This is a genomic window from Streptomyces sp. AC550_RSS872, from assembly GCF_019049285.1.
Lineage (GTDB): Bacteria > Actinomycetota > Actinomycetes > Streptomycetales > Streptomycetaceae > Streptomyces.
Map to the genome: position 1 here is coordinate 22,280 of NZ_JAGMUL010000055.1, position 19,310 is coordinate 41,589.

15 protein-coding genes, 2 pseudogenes and 2 riboswitches are annotated in these 19,310 nt (G+C 71.5%); of the genes and pseudogenes, 6 read left to right on the plus strand and 11 right to left on the minus strand.

The genetic code is table 11. From position 1 onward, the window contains the following. Positions 1-284 precede the first annotated feature (284 nt). Genes KUM44_RS22555 through KUM44_RS22575 form a run of 5 tightly spaced genes read right to left on the minus strand, consistent with a single transcriptional unit; the run spans position 285 to position 5,991 of the window. Positions 285-1,103: an ECF transporter S component gene (locus tag KUM44_RS22555; protein WP_217210373.1), complete on the minus strand. Its 819-nt coding sequence runs from the start codon at positions 1,101-1,103 to the stop codon at positions 285-287. Next, entirely contained in the window at positions 1,100-2,848 is a 1,749-nt protein-coding gene (locus tag KUM44_RS22560) for an ABC transporter ATP-binding protein (protein ID WP_217210378.1), read from the minus strand. Before KUM44_RS22560 ends, KUM44_RS22555 begins: the two co-directional genes overlap by 4 nt. Beyond that, entirely contained in the window at positions 2,845-4,116 is a 1,272-nt protein-coding gene (locus KUM44_RS22565) for an energy-coupling factor transporter transmembrane component T (protein ID WP_374202065.1), read from the minus strand. Before KUM44_RS22565 ends, KUM44_RS22560 begins: the two co-directional genes overlap by 4 nt. Next, complete coding sequence (locus KUM44_RS22570) at positions 4,109-4,741, minus strand: SCO2322 family protein (RefSeq protein ID WP_217210398.1); 633 nt, start codon at positions 4,739-4,741, stop codon at positions 4,109-4,111. The genes KUM44_RS22565 and KUM44_RS22570 overlap by 8 nt, the downstream gene beginning before the upstream one ends. Before the next feature lie 2 nt (positions 4,742-4,743). Beyond that, on the minus strand, positions 4,744-5,991 hold the full coding sequence (locus tag KUM44_RS22575) for a prenyltransferase/squalene oxidase repeat-containing protein (protein ID WP_217210381.1): 1,248 nt from the start codon (positions 5,989-5,991) through the stop codon (positions 4,744-4,746). Between the two features lie 133 nt (positions 5,992-6,124). Continuing rightward, a riboswitch (cobalamin riboswitch) is annotated at positions 6,125-6,201 on the minus strand. An 86-nt stretch (positions 6,202-6,287) separates the two neighbouring features. Here KUM44_RS22575 and KUM44_RS22580 point away from each other — a divergent pair. Next, a complete protein-coding gene (locus KUM44_RS22580; protein ID WP_217210382.1) occupies positions 6,288-6,944 on the plus strand; it encodes a phosphotransferase in 657 nt (218 codons plus the stop codon). A gap of 73 nt (positions 6,945-7,017) precedes the next feature. Here KUM44_RS22580 and KUM44_RS22585 read toward each other — a convergent pair whose 3' ends face one another. After that, on the minus strand, positions 7,018-8,049 hold the full coding sequence (locus tag KUM44_RS22585) for an MBL fold metallo-hydrolase (RefSeq protein WP_217210383.1): 1,032 nt from the start codon (positions 8,047-8,049) through the stop codon (positions 7,018-7,020). Between the two features lie 192 nt (positions 8,050-8,241). Here KUM44_RS22585 and KUM44_RS22590 point away from each other — a divergent pair, with 192 nt between their 5' ends. Beyond that, positions 8,242-9,699 (plus strand): aldehyde dehydrogenase, encoded by a 1,458-nt coding sequence (locus KUM44_RS22590; RefSeq protein ID WP_217210384.1) that lies wholly within the window; start codon positions 8,242-8,244, stop codon positions 9,697-9,699. A gap of 2 nt (positions 9,700-9,701) precedes the next feature. Continuing rightward, positions 9,702-9,935: a ferredoxin gene (locus KUM44_RS22595; protein WP_217210385.1), complete on the plus strand. Its 234-nt coding sequence runs from the start codon at positions 9,702-9,704 to the stop codon at positions 9,933-9,935. Positions 9,936-10,001: 66 nt separating this feature from the next. After that, positions 10,002-10,180: riboswitch (TPP riboswitch) on the plus strand. Positions 10,181-10,226: 46 nt separating this feature from the next. On the opposite strand, the gene KUM44_RS22600 is transcribed toward KUM44_RS22595, so the two are convergent. Next, a complete protein-coding gene (locus tag KUM44_RS22600) occupies positions 10,227-10,847 on the minus strand; it encodes a TetR family transcriptional regulator (RefSeq protein ID WP_217210387.1) in 621 nt (206 codons plus the stop codon). A 220-nt stretch (positions 10,848-11,067) separates the two neighbouring features. Between KUM44_RS22600 and KUM44_RS22605 the strand changes: the two are divergent. The 3 genes and pseudogenes from KUM44_RS22605 to KUM44_RS22615 all read left to right on the plus strand — a co-directional run bounded on the left by KUM44_RS22605 (position 11,068) and on the right by KUM44_RS22615 (position 14,590). After that, a pseudogene (locus tag KUM44_RS22605) lies at positions 11,068-12,760 on the plus strand (glycosyltransferase family 4 protein). Between the two features lie 28 nt (positions 12,761-12,788). Continuing rightward, positions 12,789-13,523: a class I SAM-dependent methyltransferase gene (locus tag KUM44_RS22610; RefSeq protein WP_093907931.1), complete on the plus strand. Its 735-nt coding sequence runs from the start codon at positions 12,789-12,791 to the stop codon at positions 13,521-13,523. Further along, positions 13,520-14,590: a prenyltransferase gene (locus KUM44_RS22615; RefSeq protein ID WP_217210389.1), complete on the plus strand. Its 1,071-nt coding sequence runs from the start codon at positions 13,520-13,522 to the stop codon at positions 14,588-14,590. Before KUM44_RS22610 ends, KUM44_RS22615 begins: the two co-directional genes overlap by 4 nt. 104 nt (positions 14,591-14,694) lie before the next feature. On the opposite strand, the gene KUM44_RS22620 is transcribed toward KUM44_RS22615, so the two are convergent. The 4 genes and pseudogenes from KUM44_RS22620 to KUM44_RS22635 form a co-directional block, all read right to left on the minus strand. Beyond that, positions 14,695-14,988: a hypothetical protein gene (locus KUM44_RS22620; RefSeq protein ID WP_217210390.1), complete on the minus strand. Its 294-nt coding sequence runs from the start codon at positions 14,986-14,988 to the stop codon at positions 14,695-14,697. A 52-nt stretch (positions 14,989-15,040) separates the two neighbouring features. After that, complete coding sequence (locus KUM44_RS22625) at positions 15,041-17,650, minus strand: DUF6185 family protein (protein WP_217210391.1); 2,610 nt, start codon at positions 17,648-17,650, stop codon at positions 15,041-15,043. A gap of 136 nt (positions 17,651-17,786) precedes the next feature. Then, positions 17,787-18,797 (minus strand): LLM class F420-dependent oxidoreductase, encoded by a 1,011-nt coding sequence (locus KUM44_RS22630; protein WP_217210394.1) that lies wholly within the window; start codon positions 18,795-18,797, stop codon positions 17,787-17,789. A gap of 117 nt (positions 18,798-18,914) precedes the next feature. Beyond that, a pseudogene (locus KUM44_RS22635) lies at positions 18,915-19,310 on the minus strand (hypothetical protein); the annotation flags it as partial.

Consider the following 19,310-nt stretch of genomic DNA (forward strand, 5'->3'; position numbering starts at 1 on the left):
GGGCATACGTCGGCGCCGCGGCCCTGAGGGCACGTCGGCGCCGTGCGACGTCGTCCAGACAACCAGGCCGGGAAGGTGTCCGCAATGAGGGTATTTGCTAGTTGTGGTCGTATGCGGGGTGAAGGTCGTTTGTGTGACCTGGCTCTCAATGCGCAGGTCAGGGCGCATTATGGCGTGGACATGGCGTCCTGTTTGCCCGACTAAGGTAGATAGTAGGTGATGCGGGTCATGTGGGGTGGTTCACCGGGGGCGGGGTGCGGACGTGACCGTATGCGCGGAGCCCTTCACCCTGCGGGAGCGTCGAACGTGACCGGGCTCTCGAAAGCCGCGCGGCGGGTGGCTCGGCGCAGGGCCCGCAGGATCACCGGGCCGAGGGCGAGGGTCAGCACGACGGTGACGAGCGCCCGGCCGAGGTCCCAGCCGAGGGACGTGGCCAGGCAGTACGCGACGAAACGGGCGAGGTTCGCGGGGACGGCCGCCTCCGGGTCGAAGGCGACGTTCGAGGCCGGCGCGCTCATGAAGGGCCAGCCCGCGAGGTTCATGATCGTGCCGTAGGCGAAGGCCGCGAGGAAGCCGTAGACGGCGAGCATCAGCAGTTCCGCCCGGCCGCGCAGCCGGTCCTGGCCCGGCAGGAGGCCCGCGCCCATCGTGAACCAGCCCATCGCCAGCATCTGGAACGGCATCCACGGACCGACCCCGCCCGTCAGCAGCGACGAAGCGAACATCGTCACTCCGCCGAGGACGAAGCCGAAGCCCGGCCCGAGGACCCGGCCGCTGAGCACCATCAGGAAGAACATCGGCTCCAGGCCCGCCGTCCCCGCACCGATCGGCCGCAGCGCGGCCCCCGTCGCCGCCAGCACACCGAGCATCGCGACCGCCTTCGGGCCGAGCCCCGACTCGGAGATCGTGGCGGCGACGACCGCGACGAGGAGGACGAGCAGCGCCGAGAACAGCCAGGGGGCGTCCTGCGCGTGCGCGCCGATCCGGGAGTCGGGCGGCGCGAGGAACGGCCAGCCGAAGGCGGCGACGCCGACCGCGCTGACCAGGGTGAGGGCCGTGACGGAGCGGGGTCCCAGGCGGACGGCCCTGGCCTGGGGGGTCATGCGAGTGCCTCACGTACTTCGGCGACCGTGAGCCACTTCTGCGGGGCCAGGATCTTGGCCACCTGCGGGGCGAACGACGGCGACGCGACGACGACCTCCGGGGTCGGACCGTCGGCGATCACCTCACCGTCGGCCAGCAGGACCACCCGGTGCGCGAGCTCGGCGGCGAGCTCCACGTCGTGCGTGGCCAGCACGATGGCGTGGCCTCGGGCGGCCAGGTCGCGCAGGAGCGTGACGAGACGTGCCTTCGCCGCGTAGTCCAGGCCGCGGGTCGGTTCGTCGAGGAGGAGGAGAGGCGGGTTCGCGGTCAGGACCACGGCCAGGGCGAGTGTGAGGCGCTGGCCCTCGGAGAGGTCGCGGGGGTGGGTGCCGTCCGCGATGCCCGGGCCCGGGAGGAGTTCGGAGAGGAGGGCGCGGCAGGTGCCGGGTGCTGCGCCCGCGTCCTGGTCGGCGGCGGAGCACTCCGCTTGGACCGTGTCGGCGTAGAGGAGGTCGCGGGGTTCCTGGGGGACCAGGCCTACGCGGCGTACGAGGTCCCTGGGCGCGGTTTTGTGGGGGACGGCTCCGCCGACGTGGACCGAGCCGGTGGTGGGTGGGACGAGGCCGACGAGGGTGTTGAGGAGAGTGGATTTGCCGGCGCCGTTGCGGCCCATGAGGGCGATGGTTTCGCCGGGGGTGACGGTGAGGCTTACGTGGCGTAGGGCGTGGATGTGGGCGCGGGTTACGGAGACTGACTGTATTTCGGCTCCGTGGGGGGAGGGTGGGGTGGTTGCGGCGCGTTTGCGAGGGAACCAGCGGTGGGGGGTTGCGCCCAATAGCTCGGGGGGTGCGGTTTCGTCGCGACTGCGAGTCCGATGTGGTTGATCGCGCCCCGCGGCGGAGCCGCATATCGACACAGCCCCGCGCCCCTCAGGGGCGTTGTCCTGCCGTTTCTCAAGCTGTTCGCGTAGGTCCGCCGCCCTTCGGCGGGCGTCTCTGACTGTCAGCGGCAGAGGGGTCCAGTTCGCCAGGCGGCCCAGGGCTACCACTGGCGGGTACACCGGGGATACGGCCATTACCTCTGCCGGGGTGCCGAGGACCGGGGGAGCACCTGGGGCAGGGAGCAGGACGAGCTGGTCGGCGTACTGGATGACCCGCTCCAGGCGGTGTTCGGCCATCAGGACCGTGGTGCCCAGGTCGTGGACGAGGCGTTGGAGGACCGCGAGGACCTCTTCGGCGGCTGCGGGGTCCAGGGCGGAGGTGGGCTCGTCGAGGACGAGGACCTTGGGGTGGGGGGTGAGGACCGAGCCGATGGCGACGCGTTGTCGCTGGCCGCCGGAGAGGGTGGCAATGGGGCGGTCGCGGAGGCCGGTGAGGCCGAGGAGGTCGAGGGTTTCCTCGACGCGACGGCGCATGACGTCGGGGGCGAGCCCCAACGACTCCATGCCGTAGGCGAGTTCGTCCTCGACGGTGTCGGTGACGAAGTGGGAGAGGGGGTCCTGGCCGACCGTGCCGACGACGTCGGCCAGTTCGCGGGGCTTGTGGGTGCGGGTGTCGCGGCCTGCCACCGTGACGCGGCCGCGCAGGGTGCCGCCGGTGAAGTGTGGGACGAGACCGCTGACCGCGCCGAGGACCGTGGACTTGCCCACGCCCGACGGGCCGACCAGCAGGACCAGCTCGCCCTCGGGCACCTCGAAGTCGATGCCCTGGACGGTGGGTTCGAGGGCGCCGTCGTACGTCACCGATACGTCCTCGAAGCGGATCACGACGGCTCCTTGGGGGTGAGGAAGGCAGGCAGGAGACCCAGGAGTACGGCCGCCGAGGGCCAGAGGGGGAGGGCCGGGGCGGTCGGGGGGACCACACCGGGGTGCAGCGCCCCCGGGTCCCGGGAGGCGGCCACGGTGAGCAGCGCGGCGACCGCGACGCCGGAGGCGGTGACCAGCCAGGCCCGGGCATCCCAGGGGTCGGGGCGGTAACGGGTCCGCGGGGTGCGCCGGCCGCCGAGCCACAGGCCCGCCAGCGCGGCGGCCAGGCCGGTGAGGAGGACGGGGAGGCCGTAGGCGGCGCCTTGGGCGGTGAGCAGGCCGTACGTTCCGGTGCAGACGCCCAGGAGGCCGCCGAGGGTGAGGGCGGTGGTGGTACGGCGGACGGCGGCCGGGACCTGTGCGGTACGGCCGTAGCCGCGCGCGTCCATCGCGGCGGCGAGAGCGACCGAACGCTCCAACGCGCCCTCCAGGACCGGGAGTCCGACGTGCAGGAGGCCCCGGATGCCGCGGTCGGGGCGGCCGCGCAGCCGACGTGCGGCGCGCAGGCGCTGGGCGTCGGCGATGAGGTTCGGCGCGAAGGTGAGGGCGACGACCACCGCCACGCCCATCTCGTACAGCGCGCCGGGCAGCGACTTCAGCAGCCGCGCGGGGTTGGCGAGGGCGTTCGCCGCGCCCACACAGATGAGGAGCGTGGCGAGCTTCAGCCCGTCGTACAGCGCGAAGACGAGCGCCTCGGCCGTGACCGTGCCACCCAGCCGGATGCCCTGCGCCCAGCCGGGCAGCGGAACTTCGGGAAGCGTCACGATCACGTGCGTGCCGGGGATGGGCGAGCCGAGCGCCACGGCGAAGAACAGCCGGATCACCAGCACGGCGAGACCCAGCTTCACAAAGGCGGCATAGGAGCGAGCCCAGGGCGCGTCCGACCGACAGGTCGCCACCACATAGGCCGAGGTCACGATGAGGAGGGCGAGGAGAAGCGGGTTGGTGGTACGCGTGGCCGCAACCCCGAGCGACAGCGCCCAGAGCCACCAGGCACCGGGATGCAGCCCCCTTCGGCGGCCCGCCCCGCCCGGCGGCGCCTGCCTGCTGCCGCTGCACGTGTTCGTGGAGCTGAGAGGCCTCCACGAAGACAACGCCGGTGGGGGAGCGCCCCATAGGGGCGCGGGGCTGTGTCGATATGCGGCTCCGCCGCGGGGCGCGACCAGCCACGACGGCACCGCAGACAACAGATGACCCCCAGCCGCACTCCCAGCGGAGCGCCTACGCATTCCTGCGCCGCCGTGCCTGCCAGACCCCCGCCGCACCCAGCACCGCAACCACCGCGATCCCGGCCACCAAGCCCAGTGACGGGCCGCCGCCCGAGTCGTCCGGGGCTGCTTCCTCCTCCTGCCGGCCCCCGGCCACCTGCTCCCCACACCCCTTCGCCGGATACCCCGAGATCGCGCACAACAACGCGTTCGTGTCGTACCGCAGAGGCCTGGCCACCGAGGCCAGAGCCTCTGCCGTGGTCGCGTCCGGGGACACACGTGCGCAGACGGTACGGCGAGCCGGCGGCGTCTCGCCCGACGGGGCGTCCGCCGCCGTACCGAAGTCGATGACCAGAGCCACCCGCTTCTTGCCGTCCTGCGCGGGCGTCCTCGCGCAGATCACGGCGAACTCGGCGGCGCCCCTCGGCCGGGCGGCGTCGTCCGAGTCCTCGCTGACGGCGAAGCGGAAGCCCTGGACGTCGCCGTCGGAGGGCCGGGCGAGGGAGGGGCCCTGGGTCGCGTAGGACCACCGTTCGCCCTCGCGGTCCCAGAAGGACCAGTAGCGGTAGCCGGTCGCCTGTGCCTGGGCGGCGCCGGTCAGGACGACCAGCACGGCCAGGACGAGCGTGAGGGCGCGGCGGATCACGGTCACTTGCCCTTGTTGCGGCCGCTGAGCAGGAAGCCGATACCGATGCCGACGACCAGGAAGATGCCGACGTACCACCAGACGCCGAAGGGACTGCCGTCGTCCTCCTTCTCCTTCTCCTCCTCGGAGGGCGCCGCCGACGCCGTCCCCGACGCCCCGTTCGCCCCCGACCGCGGAGCCGGCCCCGTCGCGTTGAGCTGCTCGACGAGGTCCGTGCCGCCGAAGTCACGCGGGTCCGTGCCGGAGGCGTGCGCGGCGAAGATCAGCTGGGCGTAGGCGGCGGGGCCGCTCTGCTCGGCCCAGGCGGCGTGGTGCCGCTCCAGCCAGACCAGGACCTCCCGGCCCCGCTGGGTCAGGCCCGCGGCGGAGAGCGCCACCACGGCGTCGGCGGTGTTGCCGTAGTCCGGCTGGTCCTCGGCACCGGGCATCACGGACTTCAGATACCTCGTCCCGCTCAGGTCGCGGGCGAGGTGGACGGCACCGTTGAGGGCCGCGTCGGCGGGCGTCGGGTTCTTGCCGCCCAGGCACTTCCCCGTGTCCGCGGCCTCCTTGCCCGCAGCCGCCACGAGCCCCTTGCCGAGGAGACCCACGACGCCCGCGGCGGTCGCATCGGCGTTGGCCGCCGGCGCGCCCTTCTTGTCGGGCTGGAACGCGAACGCCCCCGCGTCGTCGTCACCGCACGGCAGGGACAGCGCCAGCAGGGCGTCGTACGGCGACTTGCCGCCCTCGCGTACGTCCGCCGGCTTCTCGCCGACGGCGGCGAGCGCACCGATCACGACGGACGTCGAGTTCGCGTCACTCGCGCCGCCCGGCATGTACCCCCAGCCGCCGTCCTTGTTCTGCACGGACTTCAGCCAGTCCACCGCCTTGCCGGTCGCCGTGCCGTGTCCGCCGAGCGCGGCGAGGGCCTGGACGGCGGCGGCCGTGTTGTTGGTGTCCACCGGGGTCTTCGGGCCACAGGCCTTCGAGACGTCGGCACGGAACGGGGCGAACGCGCCGTCGGCGCACTGCTGCCCGGTGAGCCAGTCCACGGCCTTCGCCGCCGGCTTCACGTCCACCGTGTCCTGGGCGAGCAGCGCGAGCGACTGCCGCCACACGCCGTCGTACGTGGGATCGCCCGTGCCGTACAGACCCGAGGGGAGCGTCACGGAGGGCGAGGCGGACGGAGTCGAGTCGGTGGCGAAGGCGGGCGTGACCGTGCCGAACACGGTGACGGCGGCCAGGACCGCGGCGCTGCGGCGAACGTACATGATCGGCGGATGCCCTTCCCTCAAGGGGCCGGGCAGCACAGGGGAGACCCCGGGCGGCTCGGCTCCGTATACCTCGACGGTGCCGTACTCCGGCCGGCTGCCGGGGCACGTGAGCCGGTCACGAATCCGTACAGGGCGATCCGGCTCACCGGGCTGCTACGACCGGTTCACGGTTGCGGGTCAGCGCCGGATTTGCACCGGCTTCCCCCTGTACGGGTGTGATGACGACGCGGCCACTCTACCGGCCCGTAGGGAAGCGGCTGGGGGAGGCTGTGAGCGGCGGTAGGTTCGGCCGCATGGGGATCAGGGGGAGTGCGGGACGGCGGCTGCTCGGGTCGGGGCGCGCGTCCGACGTGTACGAGATCGACGAGGCGTGGGTCCTGCGCCACGACCGGGAGGGCTACAGCGACGCACACGCCGAGGCCGCCCTGATGGAGCGGCTGCACGCGCACGGCTACCCGGTGCCCCGGGTGCGGCTCGCCGACTGCTCGCGCTCCGAGCTGGTGATGGAGCGGCTGTACGGCCCGACGATGCTGGAGGCCTTCGTCGCGGGCCGGACCGACGCGCGCGAGGCCGGGGCGACCCTGGCCCGCCTGCTGCGGCAACTGCACGCCGTCCCCGGCCGGGTGGTCCACCTGGACCTCCACCCGGAGAACGTGATGCTCACCGCCGACGGCCCCTACGTCATCGACTGGGCCAACGCGGAGGAGGGCCACCCCGGCCTGGACTGGGGCATGTCCGCGATGATCCTCGCGCAGGTGGCCCTGGCCGGCGAGCAGTTCGCCACGCCCGCCCGAGCGATGCTCGCCGCCCTCCTCGCCGACCCGTCCGACCTCACCGAGGACGGCCTCACCAAGGCCCGACGCCGACGCGCGGCCAACCCGACGATGAGTGCGCGCGAAGTCGAAGTGCTCGGTGCGGCGGAGGAGTTGGTCCGGTCGTCCATGGCCTAGGCATCCCGGATGCCGTCTCGGCGGGTGCTCCACGGGCGGGTGCTCCACGGGGCCCAGTAGACGGCCACGTACGTCATTGGACGGCCACGTACGTCACCGGCTCGCTCCCCGCCACGGCCTCGGCGCGCCCCAGCTTCACCAGCCGCCGCAGATGGGCCTCCGCCTCCGCGATGGCGATGTTCCGGGAGCCGTACGGGATGTGGGCCCAGGGGCGGTTCCACTCCATGCGCTCCGCGAGCTGCCAGGGGGTGAGGGGTTCGGCGAGGAGGGCCTGGAGGTCGGTGAGGCGGGACTCGTGGTGGGCCAGCAACTCCCGTACGCGGTTGGGGGCGTCGGTGAACGTGTGCTGGTGGGCGGGGAGGACCTCGGCGGGGGCGAGGCGGGCGACGCGTTCGAGGGAGGCGAGGTAGTCGCCGAGGGGGTCGGTGACGGTCGTGTCGTCGGGGTCCTCGTACAGGCCGATGTGCGGGGTGATCTCGGGGAGCAGGTGGTCGCCGGAGAACAGACGGCCATGGCCCGGGAGTTGGGAGGGGTGCTCCTCCTCCAGGTGCAGGCAGACATGGCCGGGGGTGTGACCCGGCGTCCAGATCGCGCGCAGGCGGCGGCCGGGCAGGTCGAGGAGTTCGCCGGGGACGATCTCGCGGTCGGGGGCGGCGGGGGAGAGGCCGGGGAGGGTGCTCGGGCGGTGGGCGGTGCGCAGCGGGGCCACGTGGGCGTCGGGGGCGCCGGCCGCGGTGAGCTTGGCCGCCATGTAGGAGAACCAGCGCCCCGGCCGGGTCGCGCGGGTGCGCCGTACGATCGCCGCGTCCGCCGCGTGCATCGCGATCCAGGCACCGGAGGCCTCGCGCACCTTGCCCGACAGGCCGTGGTGGTCGGGGTGGTGGTGGGTGATCACCACGCCGTGGATCTCGCCGGGCGCGGTGCCGCAGGCCACGAGCCCTTCGGCGAGGGTGTCCCAGGAGGCCGGGTCGTCCCAGCCGGTGTCGACGAGGACCGGGCCGCGGTCGGTGTCGAGGAGGTACACGAGGGTGTGGCCGAGGGGGTTGTCGGGGATGGGGACCTCGATGGACCGCACGCCGCCGCCGTGGTCGTACACCGTCGCCATGGGCTCCCCAATCGCCGCGACATGTTCCGGCCGACCGGTTCACTATAACTAGAACAGGTTCCGATGGGAGCCCGGGTCATCTACCAACGGTGTGTGAGGTCCGTGGACTCCTCCGGGGGGAACTGGTATCAGTTTCTGAAACAGCGTCAGAAACCAAGGAATCCCGCTCCAGCTCCGCAGGAGGCGTCGGCCATGACCGAGCTCGTGGAACACGGACAGCTGTTCATCGGCGGGGAGTTGACCGACCCCCTGGGCAAGGACGTCATCGAGGTCGTCTCGCCGCACACCGAAGAGGTCATCGGGCGCGTCCCGCACGCCTCGCCCGCCGACGTCGACCGGGCGGTCGCGGTGGCGCGCAAGGCCTTCGACGAGGGGTCCTGGCCGCGGATGAGCCTCGACGAGCGGATCGAGGTCGTCACCCGCATCAAGGACGGAATCGCCGTACGGCACGAGGAGATCGCCCGTGTGATCTCCGCCGAGAACGGCTCCCCGTACTCCTGGAGCGTCCTCGCGCAGGCCCTCGGCGCGATGATGGTGTGGGACGCGGCGATCACGGTCGCGCGGAACTTCACCTACGAGGAGGCGCGCGACGGCGTCCTCGGCAAGATCCTCGTCCGGCGGGAGCCCGTCGGTGTCGTCGCGGCCGTCGCCCCCTGGAACGTCCCGCAGTTCGTCGCCGCCGCCAAGCTCGCGCCCGCGCTGCTCACCGGCTGCACGGTCATCCTCAAGCCGTCGCCGGAATCGCCGCTGGACGCCTACCTCCTCGCCGAGATCGCGAAGGACGCCGGGCTGCCGGACGGCGTGCTGTCGATCCTCCCCGCGGACCGTGAGGTGAGCGAGTACCTGGTCGGGCATCCGGGGATCGACAAGGTCTCCTTCACCGGCTCGGTGGCGGCGGGCAAGCGCGTGATGGAGGTCGCGGCCCGCAATCTCACCCGCGTGACACTGGAGTTGGGCGGCAAGTCGGCGGCCGTCGTCCTGCCGGATGCGAATGTGGAGGCGACCGTCGCCGGAGTCGTCCCGGCGGCCTGGATGAACAACGGCCAGGCGTGCGTGGCCCAGACCCGGATCCTGCTCCCGCGCGCCCGCTACGACGAGTTCGCCGAGGCCTTCGCCGCGGCGGCCGGCGCGCTGGTGGTCGGTGACCCGCTGGACCCGGCGACCCAGGTGGGCCCGCTGGTGGCGCGGCGGCAGCAGCGCAGGAACCTCGACTACATCCGGATCGGCCAGGAGGAGGGCGCGAAGATCCTGACCGGCGGCGGGCGTCCGGCCGGTCTTGAGAAGGGCTGGTACGTCGAGCCGACGCTCTTCGGGGACGTCGACAACTCCATGCGGATCGCGCGAGAGGAGATTTTCGGCCCCGTCATCTGCCTGCTGCCCTACGGCGACGAGTCCGAGGCCGTGAAGATCGCCAACGACTCCGACTACGGTCTGAGCGGCAGCGTCTGGACGGCCGACACCGGGCACGGCATCGAGGTCGCGCGGCAGGTCCGTACCGGCACCTATTCGGTGAACACCTTCAGCCTGGACATGCTCGGCCCGTTCGGCGGCTACAAGAACTCGGGCCTGGGGCGGGAGTTCGGCCCCGAGGGCTTCGGCGAGTACCTGGAGCACAAGATGATCCACCTCCCGGCGGGCTGGGAGGCGTAGGGATGGGCGACCGCTGGCACATCGAGGTCGACCGGTCGGTGTGCATCGGCTCGGCCCAGTGCGTCCACCACGCCCCCGACGGCTTCCACCTCGACACCGCCCGCCAGTCCCACCCGGCCGACCCGGAGACGGACGCCCACGAGAAGATCCTGGCCGCGGCGGAGAGCTGCCCGGTGGAGGCGATCGTGATCACGGTGCTGGGGAGCGGGGAGCCGGTGTTCCCGCCCGAGGAATGACGCCAGAAAAATCCCATTTTGGGGGGTGCATTTCCGGGTGGATGTTCTATTCTGGAAGTAGGCCTACGGGATGAGTGAGGGAGTCCGAACCGGAGTAGCCGACTCTGGCAGGAGACAGACGGTTTCCGCTGGGGCCGACGTCGACGGTCCGGGCTGAGAGGCCGGAAGGCAGCAGTCAGGCCGGAAGGCGACCCCTAGAACCTGATCCGGGCAATACCGGCGAAGGGAACCCGTCTCGTAGGCCGTTTTCTGTGCCTGTGCCCGCGCTTCCACGTCCGCGCCTTTACGTCTCTACGTCCGCGCCTCCGGCGCCGTCAGGTCGATCAGCCGGCACACCGTCTCGATGTCGATCTTCACCTGGGCGATCGAGGCACGGCCCGACAGCCAGGTGATCAGGGCCGAGTGCCAGGTGTGCTCGATGACGCGGACGGCGGAGAGCTGCTCGGGGGTCGGGTTCTCAAGACCCATCGAGTCCAGAATGATCACCGTGGTCTGCCGGGAGACCTGGTCGACCTCCGGGGACACGCTGCGGTCGGCGAAGGTCAGGGCCCGGACCATCGCGTCGGCCAGGTGGGGCTCGCGTTGCAGGGCGCGGAACGCGCGCATCAGGGTCTCCGCCACCCGCTCCGCCGCCGTCTCCCCCTGCGGCGGCTTCTTGCGCAGCGTGCCGTGCATGTGCTCCAGCTGGTCCTGCATCGTGGCCACCAGCAGATGGATCTTGGACGGGAAGTAGCGGTACAGCGTGCCGAGCGCCACCTGCGAGGACTCCGCGACCTCACGCATCTGCACGGCGTCGAAACCGCCCCGGCTGGCGAGCTGCGCGCTGGCGTGCAGGATGCGTCGGCGGCGGGCCTCCTGCCGCTCGGTGAGAGGTGGTGAGGAGGGGCTCGCGCTACTGACTTCCGCAGGCATGGATCCCGTTCCGTGACAGTCGGTGAGGGTGAGTGACCGGACAGAGCATGCCAGTGCGCAGGCCGTGGCGTGAATCACCCGATCCATCGCTCACAGCGGCGCTACCTGCCGGTAGATTCAGAGCCTCTTGAACGATCAAGTCTGAAACTTGTTCTAGATTAGCGTCCCGCGTAATCTCGCGGGACATCGCAGGGAGAACGCAGGGAGAAGGGGGTCCGGAGTGACCGCTGAGGCCAGGGAGGCCGGGCCCTCACAGGACCCTGCCGCCGACGGCGAGCGACCGCTCGACATTGCGCTTCTCACCTATAAAGGGAACCCGTTCTGCGGCGGCCAGGGCGTCTACGTACGGCACCTCTCCCGCGAGCTGGCCCGCCTCGGCCACCGCGTCGAGGTCATCGGCTCCCAGCCCTACCCCGTCCTCGACGAGGGCGCGGAGTACGCGGACCGGCTGACCCTCACCGAGCTCCCCTCCCTCGACCTCTACCGCCAGCCCGACCCCTTCCGCACCCCGAAGCGCGACGAGTACCGCGACTGGGTCGACGCCCTGGAAGTGGCGACCATGTGGACCGGCGGCTTCCCCGAGCCGCTGACGTTCTCGCTGCGCGCCCGCCGCCACCTGCGGGCCAGACAAGGGCAGTTCGACGTCGTGCACGACAACCAGACGCTGGGATACGGGCTGTTGGGGGACGTGGGCGCACCCCTCGTCACCACCATCCACCACCCCATCACGGTCGACCGACAGCTGGAGCTGGACGCGGCTCAGGGCTGGCAGCGGCGGATGTCCGTGCGCCGGTGGTACGCCTTCACACGCATGCAGAAGAGGGTGGCGCGCCGCCTGCCGTCGGTGCTGACCGTGTCGGGCACGTCCCGCGCGGAGATCGTCGACCATCTCGGCGTACGCCAGGACCGCATCCACGTCGTGCACATCGGCGCGGACACCGACCTGTTCTCGCCGGATCCCTCGGTCCGGCGGATCCCAGGCCGGATCGTCACGACCTCCAGCGCCGACGTCCCGCTCAAGGGCCTCGTCTTCCTCGTCGAGGCACTCGCCAAGGTCCGCGCCGAGCATCCCGACGCCCATCTCGTCGTCGTGGGCAAGCGGCCCGAGGAGGGGCCGGTCGCACAGGCGATGGAACGGTACGGCCTGGAAGGCGCCGTCGAATTCGTCAAGGGCATCTCCGACGCCGAGCTCGTCGACCTGGTCCGCTCGGCGCAGGTGGCATGCGTGCCGTCGCTGTACGAGGGCTTCTCCCTGCCGGCCGCCGAGGCCATGGCCACCGGAACGCCGCTGGTCGCCACGACCGGCGGGGCGATCCCCGAGGTCGCCGGGCGCGACGGCGAGACCTGTCTGGCGGTGCCGCCGGGGGAGCCCGGTCCGCTGGCCGCCGCGCTGAGCCGACTGCTGGGCGACGCGGAGCTGCGCGACCGCCTGGGAGCGGCCGGACGCGACCGCGTCCTGAGGAACTTCACCTGGGCCAAGGCCGCCGAGGGCACGGTGGCGCGCTACCGCGAGGCCATAGCCCGCTCCACGGGCCGGGACAGCGGCCGCTCCACGGACGGGGACAGCGCCCGCTCCACGGACGGGGACAGCGGCCGCTCCACGGACGGGGACAGCGGCCGCTCCACGGGCCGGGACAGCGGCCGCTCCACGGGCCGGGACAGCGGCCGCTCCACGGACGGGGACAGCGCCCGCTCCACGGGCCGGGACAGCGGCCGCTCCACGGGCCGGGACAGCGGCCGCTCCACGGGCCGGGACAGCGGCCGCTCCACGGACGGGGACAACGGCCGCTCCGCCGCACCGAGCCCCGTCCACGCCGCCGCCCCGAGCCTCGCCGTCGCCCCCACCCCGAGCACCGGCAGCTCCGCGGCAACAGGCACCGACCTCGTTGCATCCGCGACCCCCACAGCTGTAGAAGGCGTCAACTCCGAAAGCAGGGCCACGTGCTGACCGTCGACTTCTCCCGGTTCCCGCTCGCCCCGGGCGACCGCGTCCTGGACCTCGGCTGCGGCGCCGGCCGGCACGCGTTCGAGTGCTACCGGCGCGGCGCCCAGGTCGTGGCGCTGGACCAGAACGGTGAGGAGATCCGCGAGGTCGCGAAGTGGTTCGCGGCGATGAAGGAGGCGGGCGAGGCACCCGAGGGCGCCACCGCCACGGCGATGGAGGGCGACGCCCTCGCGCTCCCGTTCCCCGACGAGTCCTTCGACGTCGTGATCATCTCCGAGGTCATGGAGCACATCCCGGACGACAAGGGCGTACTCGCCGAGATGGTCCGGGTGCTCAGGCCCGGCGGCCGGATCGCCATCACCGTCCCGCGCTACGGCCCCGAGAAGGTCTGCTGGACGCTGTCCGACGCCTACCACGAGGTCGAGGGCGGCCACATCCGCATCTACAAGGCGGACGAGCTGCTCGCCAAGATCCGCGAGGCCGGCCTGAAGCCGTACGGCACCCACCACGCCCACGCCCTCCACAGCCCCTACTGGTGGCTGAAGTGCGCCTTCGGCGTCGACAACGACAAGGCGCTGCCGGTGCGGGCGTACCACAAGCTGCTGGTCTGGGACATCATGAAGAAACCGCTGGCGACGAGGGTCGCCGAGCAGGCCCTCAACCCCCTGATCGGCAAGAGCTTCGTGGCCTACGCGACCAAGCCCCACCTCCCGGCGGTGGACGCCCGGTGACCACCCCCCGGACAGAACACCTCGTCCTGCCCGGGGTCCTCACCGCCGAGCAGGCCGCCGCGACCGTGGCGGGGATCCTCGCCGTGCAGCGGGAGGACGGGGCGATCCCGTGGTTCCGCGGGCATCACCTCGACCCGTGGGACCACGTCGAGGCGGCGATGGCCCTGGACACGGCCGGCGAGCACACGGCCGCCGAGCGTGCGTACACCTGGCTGGCGACCCACCAGAACGACGACGGCTCCTGGTACGCCGCCTACGCGGACGGGGCGCACGACGACGTCACCGACACCGGCCGCGAGACCAACTTCGTCGCCTACATAGCCGTAGGCGTCTGGCACCACTACCTCTCCACCGGCGACGACACCTTCCTGGACCGGATGTGGCCGTGCGTCTACGCCGCGATCGAGTTCGTGCTACAGCTCCAGCAGCCCGGCGGACAGATCGGCTGGCGCCGCGACGACGACGGTACGGCGACCGCGGACGCGCTGCTGACCGGTTCGTCCTCGATCCACCACGCCCTGCGGTGCGCGCTGGCCATCGCCGAGCAGCGGGAAGAGGCGCAGCCGGACTGGGAGTTGGCCGCGGGGGCGTTGCGGCACGCGATCCGTCGGCATCCGGAGCGGTTCCTGGACAAGGACCGTTACTCCATGGACTGGTACTACCCCGTGCTGGGCGGCGCGTTGACCGGCGCCGAGGCCAAGTCCCGGATGGAGGACGACTGGGACCGCTTCGTCGTACCCGGGCTCGGGGTGCGGTGCGTCGTGCCCAACCCGTGGGTGACGGGGGGCGAGTCGGCCGAACTCGCCCTCGCCCTCTGGGCGATGGGTGAGTCCGACCGGGCGTTGGAGATTCTCCAGTCCATACAGCATCTGCGGGACGCGGAGAGCGGGCTGTACTGGACGGGGTACGTCTTCGAGGACGACGCGATCTGGCCGCGGGAGCTGACGACTTGGACGGCGGGGTCGTTGTTGCTGGCCGTGGCGGCGCTGGGTGGGCATGAGGCGACGTGTGCGGTGTTCGGGGGCGAGCAGTTGCCTGCGGGGCTTGACCCGGATTGCTGCGCCTGAGAGCTCGGGGGGTTCTGCCCGACGGCGGGTGCGGGTTGTGTGTGCTTGATCGCGCTCACGCGGCGGAGCCGCCTATTGATACAGCCCCGCGCCCCTTCAGGGCGTTAGTGCCGATGTACTCGATTGGCTATGGCGTGGCCCACGAACAAGTACACCACCGCCGCCAGGCCGTAACCGGCCACCACGCGCGCCCACTCCTCGTCGAACGTGAACAGGTCGTGCGACCAACCCGCCAGCCACCGCGCCGCGTCATGGACGAACTGGACGAAGTCGTTCGCGCGGTTGGCGTCCAGCAGGTACATCAGGATCCAGAGGCCCAGGATGAGGGCCATGACGTCGGCCACGATCGCTATGACCGTGCCGGCCTGGTTCGCACCGTTGCGATATCGAGGGGACATGCCCTGCGGGTAGCCCCAGCCGCCTGACTGAAACCCGGGAGACCGTCCGCTGTCAGGACTGGCCGCCGGAACTACCGCCTCCTGCGGTCTCACTGGGGCTCCGTTCTATGAACACCATCGGGTCGTTCCCCTTCAGCTGCTGCCAGATGGTCACCAGCGCCACGATCTGTCCGACCAGGAACGCCACTTGGATCGAGGCCGTACGCCACTGGTACACGGACAGCAGCAGGCCCATCTTGGTCGGCCAGTAGTGCTTCTCCCCGCGGAAGGTGTCGATGTCCATCGCGACCCCGGTCAGGGTGAGGACGAGCAGCGTGAGGCTGAGGTGGAGCGGCCACGTGCCGAAGGGCTGGCCGACGATCCGGTTGCCGATCAACTGCACGAGCACCGGGGTCACGTAGACGAGGGCCAGCCCGAACGCGCGCGCCGGCCCGCGCCGGCCGGGCAGGACGCGCCACAACGCGCCCAGTGTGAAACCGGCGCCCACCCAGATCAGTTCCAGGGAGAGCGCGCTCGTCACCGTGTCGACGAACCCGAGGCGCTGCACGAACTTGTCGGCCCACCGAATGCCGCGGACGTGATCGGCCCAGATCATGAGGGCGACCGCGGGGAGCGAGATCAGCGCGGTGAAGTACGCGGCCCGGCAGGCGTTGCCCCACGTGGTGGCGCGCGGCCCCCAGGCCAGGGCCAGCTCCACGGGGCCGATGGAGGGCGGCAGCCGTATCCAGGTGTTCGGCAGGCCAGGCGGTGGAGAGGGATGCCGCAGCCGGTGCAGCCGGTCCAGTCTGTGTTCGAGGTCGGAGCGGTCGTCGTCCTGTTGGCCCTGCTCCAGTCGGCGCAGCCGGGCGTGCAACTCCCGGTGGCGCCGCGCCGCCCTGAGCAACCGCTGCCGGTCGGACCGCTCGGCCACCTCGTGCAGCCGATGGCTCGGGGAGAGCTTCCGGTACAGCACCGCACGTCTGGTACCGAGGAGGAGCAGGCCGGTTAGGGCGAGCCAGAGCGCCAGCAGGGGCAGCAGGGGCAGGGAAACACCTGCGTACCAGCCGACGACCGGAGTGACGCAGGCGACGAAGAAGACCTTCAGGATCCGCAGCTCCGCCGGTGGCACGGGAACGGCCGTCTCGACGGTCGCCCGGTCACGGGCGCGCAGGACGGCCACGATCGCCAGGGACGGGGCCCACCACCAGAAGTGCCCCCCGTGGACCCAGTCCAGCCAGTCCGACGGAAACCAGCGGACCTCGTCGAACAGCGCTGCCACATGGCGCAGACCGTAATCCTCGTTTCCCTGGCGCCTGCTGAGCCAACTCTGGTGCTCCCACAAATTCTGCGCGGTCCACACACTGAGCGCCGGTATCGCCGCCGACACCAGGACGAGCGCGCCCAGCACGGTGTGCGGAAAGCGACCTCGGGAGGATCCCGGCGCCGGAGCGGCGTGGGACCGCCACAGCCGCAGCAAGGAAGCCGTGGTGCCCACCAGCCAGACGAGGACGAGGCATGCACAGGCCGCGGCGAAGGCGTACATGGCCTGCCCGTCCCGGAACGACCGTACGTCCTCCGGATGTTCCTCCCAGTCGAGCCACCACTCGGAAGGCAACGAGAACAGGTCGGGACGGCATGCCACGACGGCGGTGCAGGCGGTGGCGGCGACGACGAACGCGACTGCGGTCCACCCGGGTCTGCCGAAGACGCACAGCGCGAGACCTGCGAGAAGGGTGAGCCCGAAGTGCACGGCTGTGCGGTGCTCGTCCGTCCAGAACAGAGCCGTCTCGTGATGGGCGAAGTGGCCCAGCAGAGCGTCGTCGAAGTAGTTGGCGAGCGTGAGCGCGAACGCCAGCCAGCTCATGACCAGGAGATTGCGGACCGTACGCACCTCGGCGTCGGTGGCAGACCCGGGAAGGGTGCCAGGTGAAGGGGCGGGAGCACGCCGTACGGTGCGCACCACCAGCAGGAGCAGGACCAGCAGCATTCCGTCGAACTGAACCAGCCAGGCCAGCGGATCGAACACGTACCACGGGTCCTCGCTCCACCGCGCGGCCGACGCCTTGGCCGCCGGCGGCTGGAGGGTCAGCCGCACCTCGGGAGGCTTGCCGCCCGCCTTCTCCCGGGTCCAGGTCAGCTCGGTCGTGGAGCCCGTGGTCGGGGCCGCGGACAGGCTCCGGGCGGCCCGCCCGCCGAGATCGACGGAGACCGACTGCCACCAGGCCGAGTCCAAGGAGGGCGGACGCACCAGCTCCAGGCGCCACAGCCGATTGCCCGAGCTGAGGCGCCAGGTCCCGAAGTCACGGTCCTGGAGACTGACGACCCAGGTCACGACGCGCTGGTCGACCGTCATCCACGTCTCGCCGACGGTCACCTTCGGCGGCTCGGTGCGGCCCTCCGTGTCCCGGTACTGGAGTGTGTCGTCCGGATCCCGGAGCAGACATCGCATGGCCGTCCGGTAGCGCTCGGTGTCCCCGTTGCGCAGCAGATCCGCCGCCAGCGCCCAGGACTTGGGCACCTTCACCGTGAGGCGCCCCTCGGCCTTGCTGTAATCCTCACCCTCGTGCTTGAGACGCACCGACGCGGTGACGCGCGCTGTCTTCAGTTGTTCGGTTCGGCATTCGTCGTCCGCCGCCCGCGCGTGGGCGGCGGGCATCATGCAGAGCAGCGCTGTCGTGACCATCAGTAAGAGAACGCGCCGCAGTCCCCGCCCCAACGAGCCCCCCACCAGCCTCGCACCGCATGGACCACAGACACATACCCCGCTCGGGCGCGACCTGCCCCCGGAACGGCCGCCTCCGTCAAAACGTCTGCGTGCTCTACGAGTTGAGCTCGGCCAGTACGCGCAGGGAGTGCGGGTCGGGTGCCAGGGCCAGCAGGTCGGTCACCGGTCCCTTGCGCCAGGACTCCAGCCGCTCGGCGATGCGTTCACGGGGGCCCACGAGGGAGATCTCGTCGGCGAAGGCGTCCGGGACGGCGAGGACGGCCTCCTCCCGATGCCCCTCCAGAAACAGCCGCTGAATCCGCCGCGCCTCCTCCTCGTACCCCATGCGCGCCATGAGATCGGCGTGGAAGTTACGGGCCGCGTGTCCCATGCCGCCGATGTAGAAGCCGAGCATGACCTTGACGGGCAGGAGCCCTTCGGGCACGTCGTCACAGACCTGGACGCGCGCCATGGGCGCGACGACGAAGTCCCGGGGGAGGTCGCGTACGGCCTCTCCGTACACCTCGGGCCTGCTCGGCGACCAGTACAACGGCAGCCAGCCGTCGGCGATCCGGACCGTCTGCGCGACGTTCTTCGGCCCCTCGGCGCCGAGCAGGACCGGGAGGTCGGCGTGCAGGGGATGGGTGATCGGCTTCAGCGCCTTCCCGATGCCGGTGGCGTCCGGGCCGCGATACGGGTGGGAGTGGAAACGCCCGTCGAGCTCGACGGGCGCCTCGCGCCGCAGCACTTGCCGTACGACATCGACGTATTCGCGCGTGGCGGTCAGCGGTGAGCGGGGGAACGGCCGCCCGTACCACCCCTCCACCACCTGCGGCCCCGACAGCCCGAGCCCCAGCATCATGCGCCCGCCGGAGAGGTGGTCGAGGGTGAGGGCGTGCATGGCGGTGGTGGTCGGGGAGCGGGCGGCCATCTGGGCAACGGCCGTACCGAGCCTGATCCTTGACGTCCGTGCGGCGATCCAGGTGAGCGGCGTGAAGGCGTCGGAACCCCAGGACTCGGCGGTCCACACCGAGTCGTAGCCGAGCCGCTCGGCCTCTTGGGCGAGCGGGACGTGGTCGGCCGACGGGCCGCGGCCCCAGTAACCGAGTGCGAGCCCGAGCCGCATGTCCGCCTCCTGACGTCCTGACGTTCCGTCAGTTGTGCATTGGGTTTGCGACTGTACGACGACGGCCCCTCACCGGGAAGGGTGAGGGGCCGCCGTACGGCTCTGTGTTTCTCTGGTTCAGCCGCGCTGAATCCCCGACGTGTCCTGGAGGACACCACGGCGACCGTCCTGCGTCTGCGCCACCAGGGCCGGACCGCGCTGCTCCACGGCCAGGTACCAGGTGCCCGGCGCCAGTTCGGCGATCGGCGTCGGCGAACCGTCCTCCGCGAACAGGGGCCGCGCCACGGGCACGGCGAACCAGAACGGAGAGAAGTCCGCGGCGGGCGCCTGCGGCTGAGGCTGCTGGGGCTGCTGCGGCTGCCCACCGAAGGGCTGCCCGGGCTGCGGCTGCCCACCGTACGGCTGCCCGCCCTGCGGCTGCTGAGCACCCGGGTAGCCGTAACCGCCGGGCGGCTGGGCGCCGTAGGGCTGGGGGGCGGCGGGGCTGGGGGTGGGGAGGAGTGCGGCCTGGAG

Bases quoted from the DNA above. Each gene is read 5' to 3' on its own strand.
- KUM44_RS22630 (WP_217210394.1), bottom strand. From the start codon at position 18,797: ATGCGGCTCGGGCTCGCACTCGGTTACTGGGGCCGCGGCCCGTCGGCC.
- KUM44_RS22595 (WP_217210385.1), top strand. From the start codon at position 9,702: ATGGGCGACCGCTGGCACATCGAGGTCGACCGGTCGGTGTGCATCGGC.
- KUM44_RS22555 (WP_217210373.1), bottom strand. From the start codon at position 1,103: ATGACCCCCCAGGCCAGGGCCGTCCGCCTGGGACCCCGCTCCGTCACG.
- KUM44_RS22590 (WP_217210384.1), top strand. From the start codon at position 8,242: ATGACCGAGCTCGTGGAACACGGACAGCTGTTCATCGGCGGGGAGTTG.
- KUM44_RS22580 (WP_217210382.1), top strand. From the start codon at position 6,288: ATGGGGATCAGGGGGAGTGCGGGACGGCGGCTGCTCGGGTCGGGGCGC.
- KUM44_RS22565 (WP_374202065.1), bottom strand. From the start codon at position 4,116: ATGCGTAGGCGCTCCGCTGGGAGTGCGGCTGGGGGTCATCTGTTGTCT.
- KUM44_RS22600 (WP_217210387.1), bottom strand. From the start codon at position 10,847: ATGCCTGCGGAAGTCAGTAGCGCGAGCCCCTCCTCACCACCTCTCACC.
- KUM44_RS22620 (WP_217210390.1), bottom strand. From the start codon at position 14,988: ATGTCCCCTCGATATCGCAACGGTGCGAACCAGGCCGGCACGGTCATA.
- KUM44_RS22585 (WP_217210383.1), bottom strand. From the start codon at position 8,049: ATGGCGACGGTGTACGACCACGGCGGCGGCGTGCGGTCCATCGAGGTC.
- KUM44_RS22575 (WP_217210381.1), bottom strand. From the start codon at position 5,991: ATGTACGTTCGCCGCAGCGCCGCGGTCCTGGCCGCCGTCACCGTGTTC.
- KUM44_RS22625 (WP_217210391.1), bottom strand. From the start codon at position 17,650: ATGGTCACGACAGCGCTGCTCTGCATGATGCCCGCCGCCCACGCGCGG.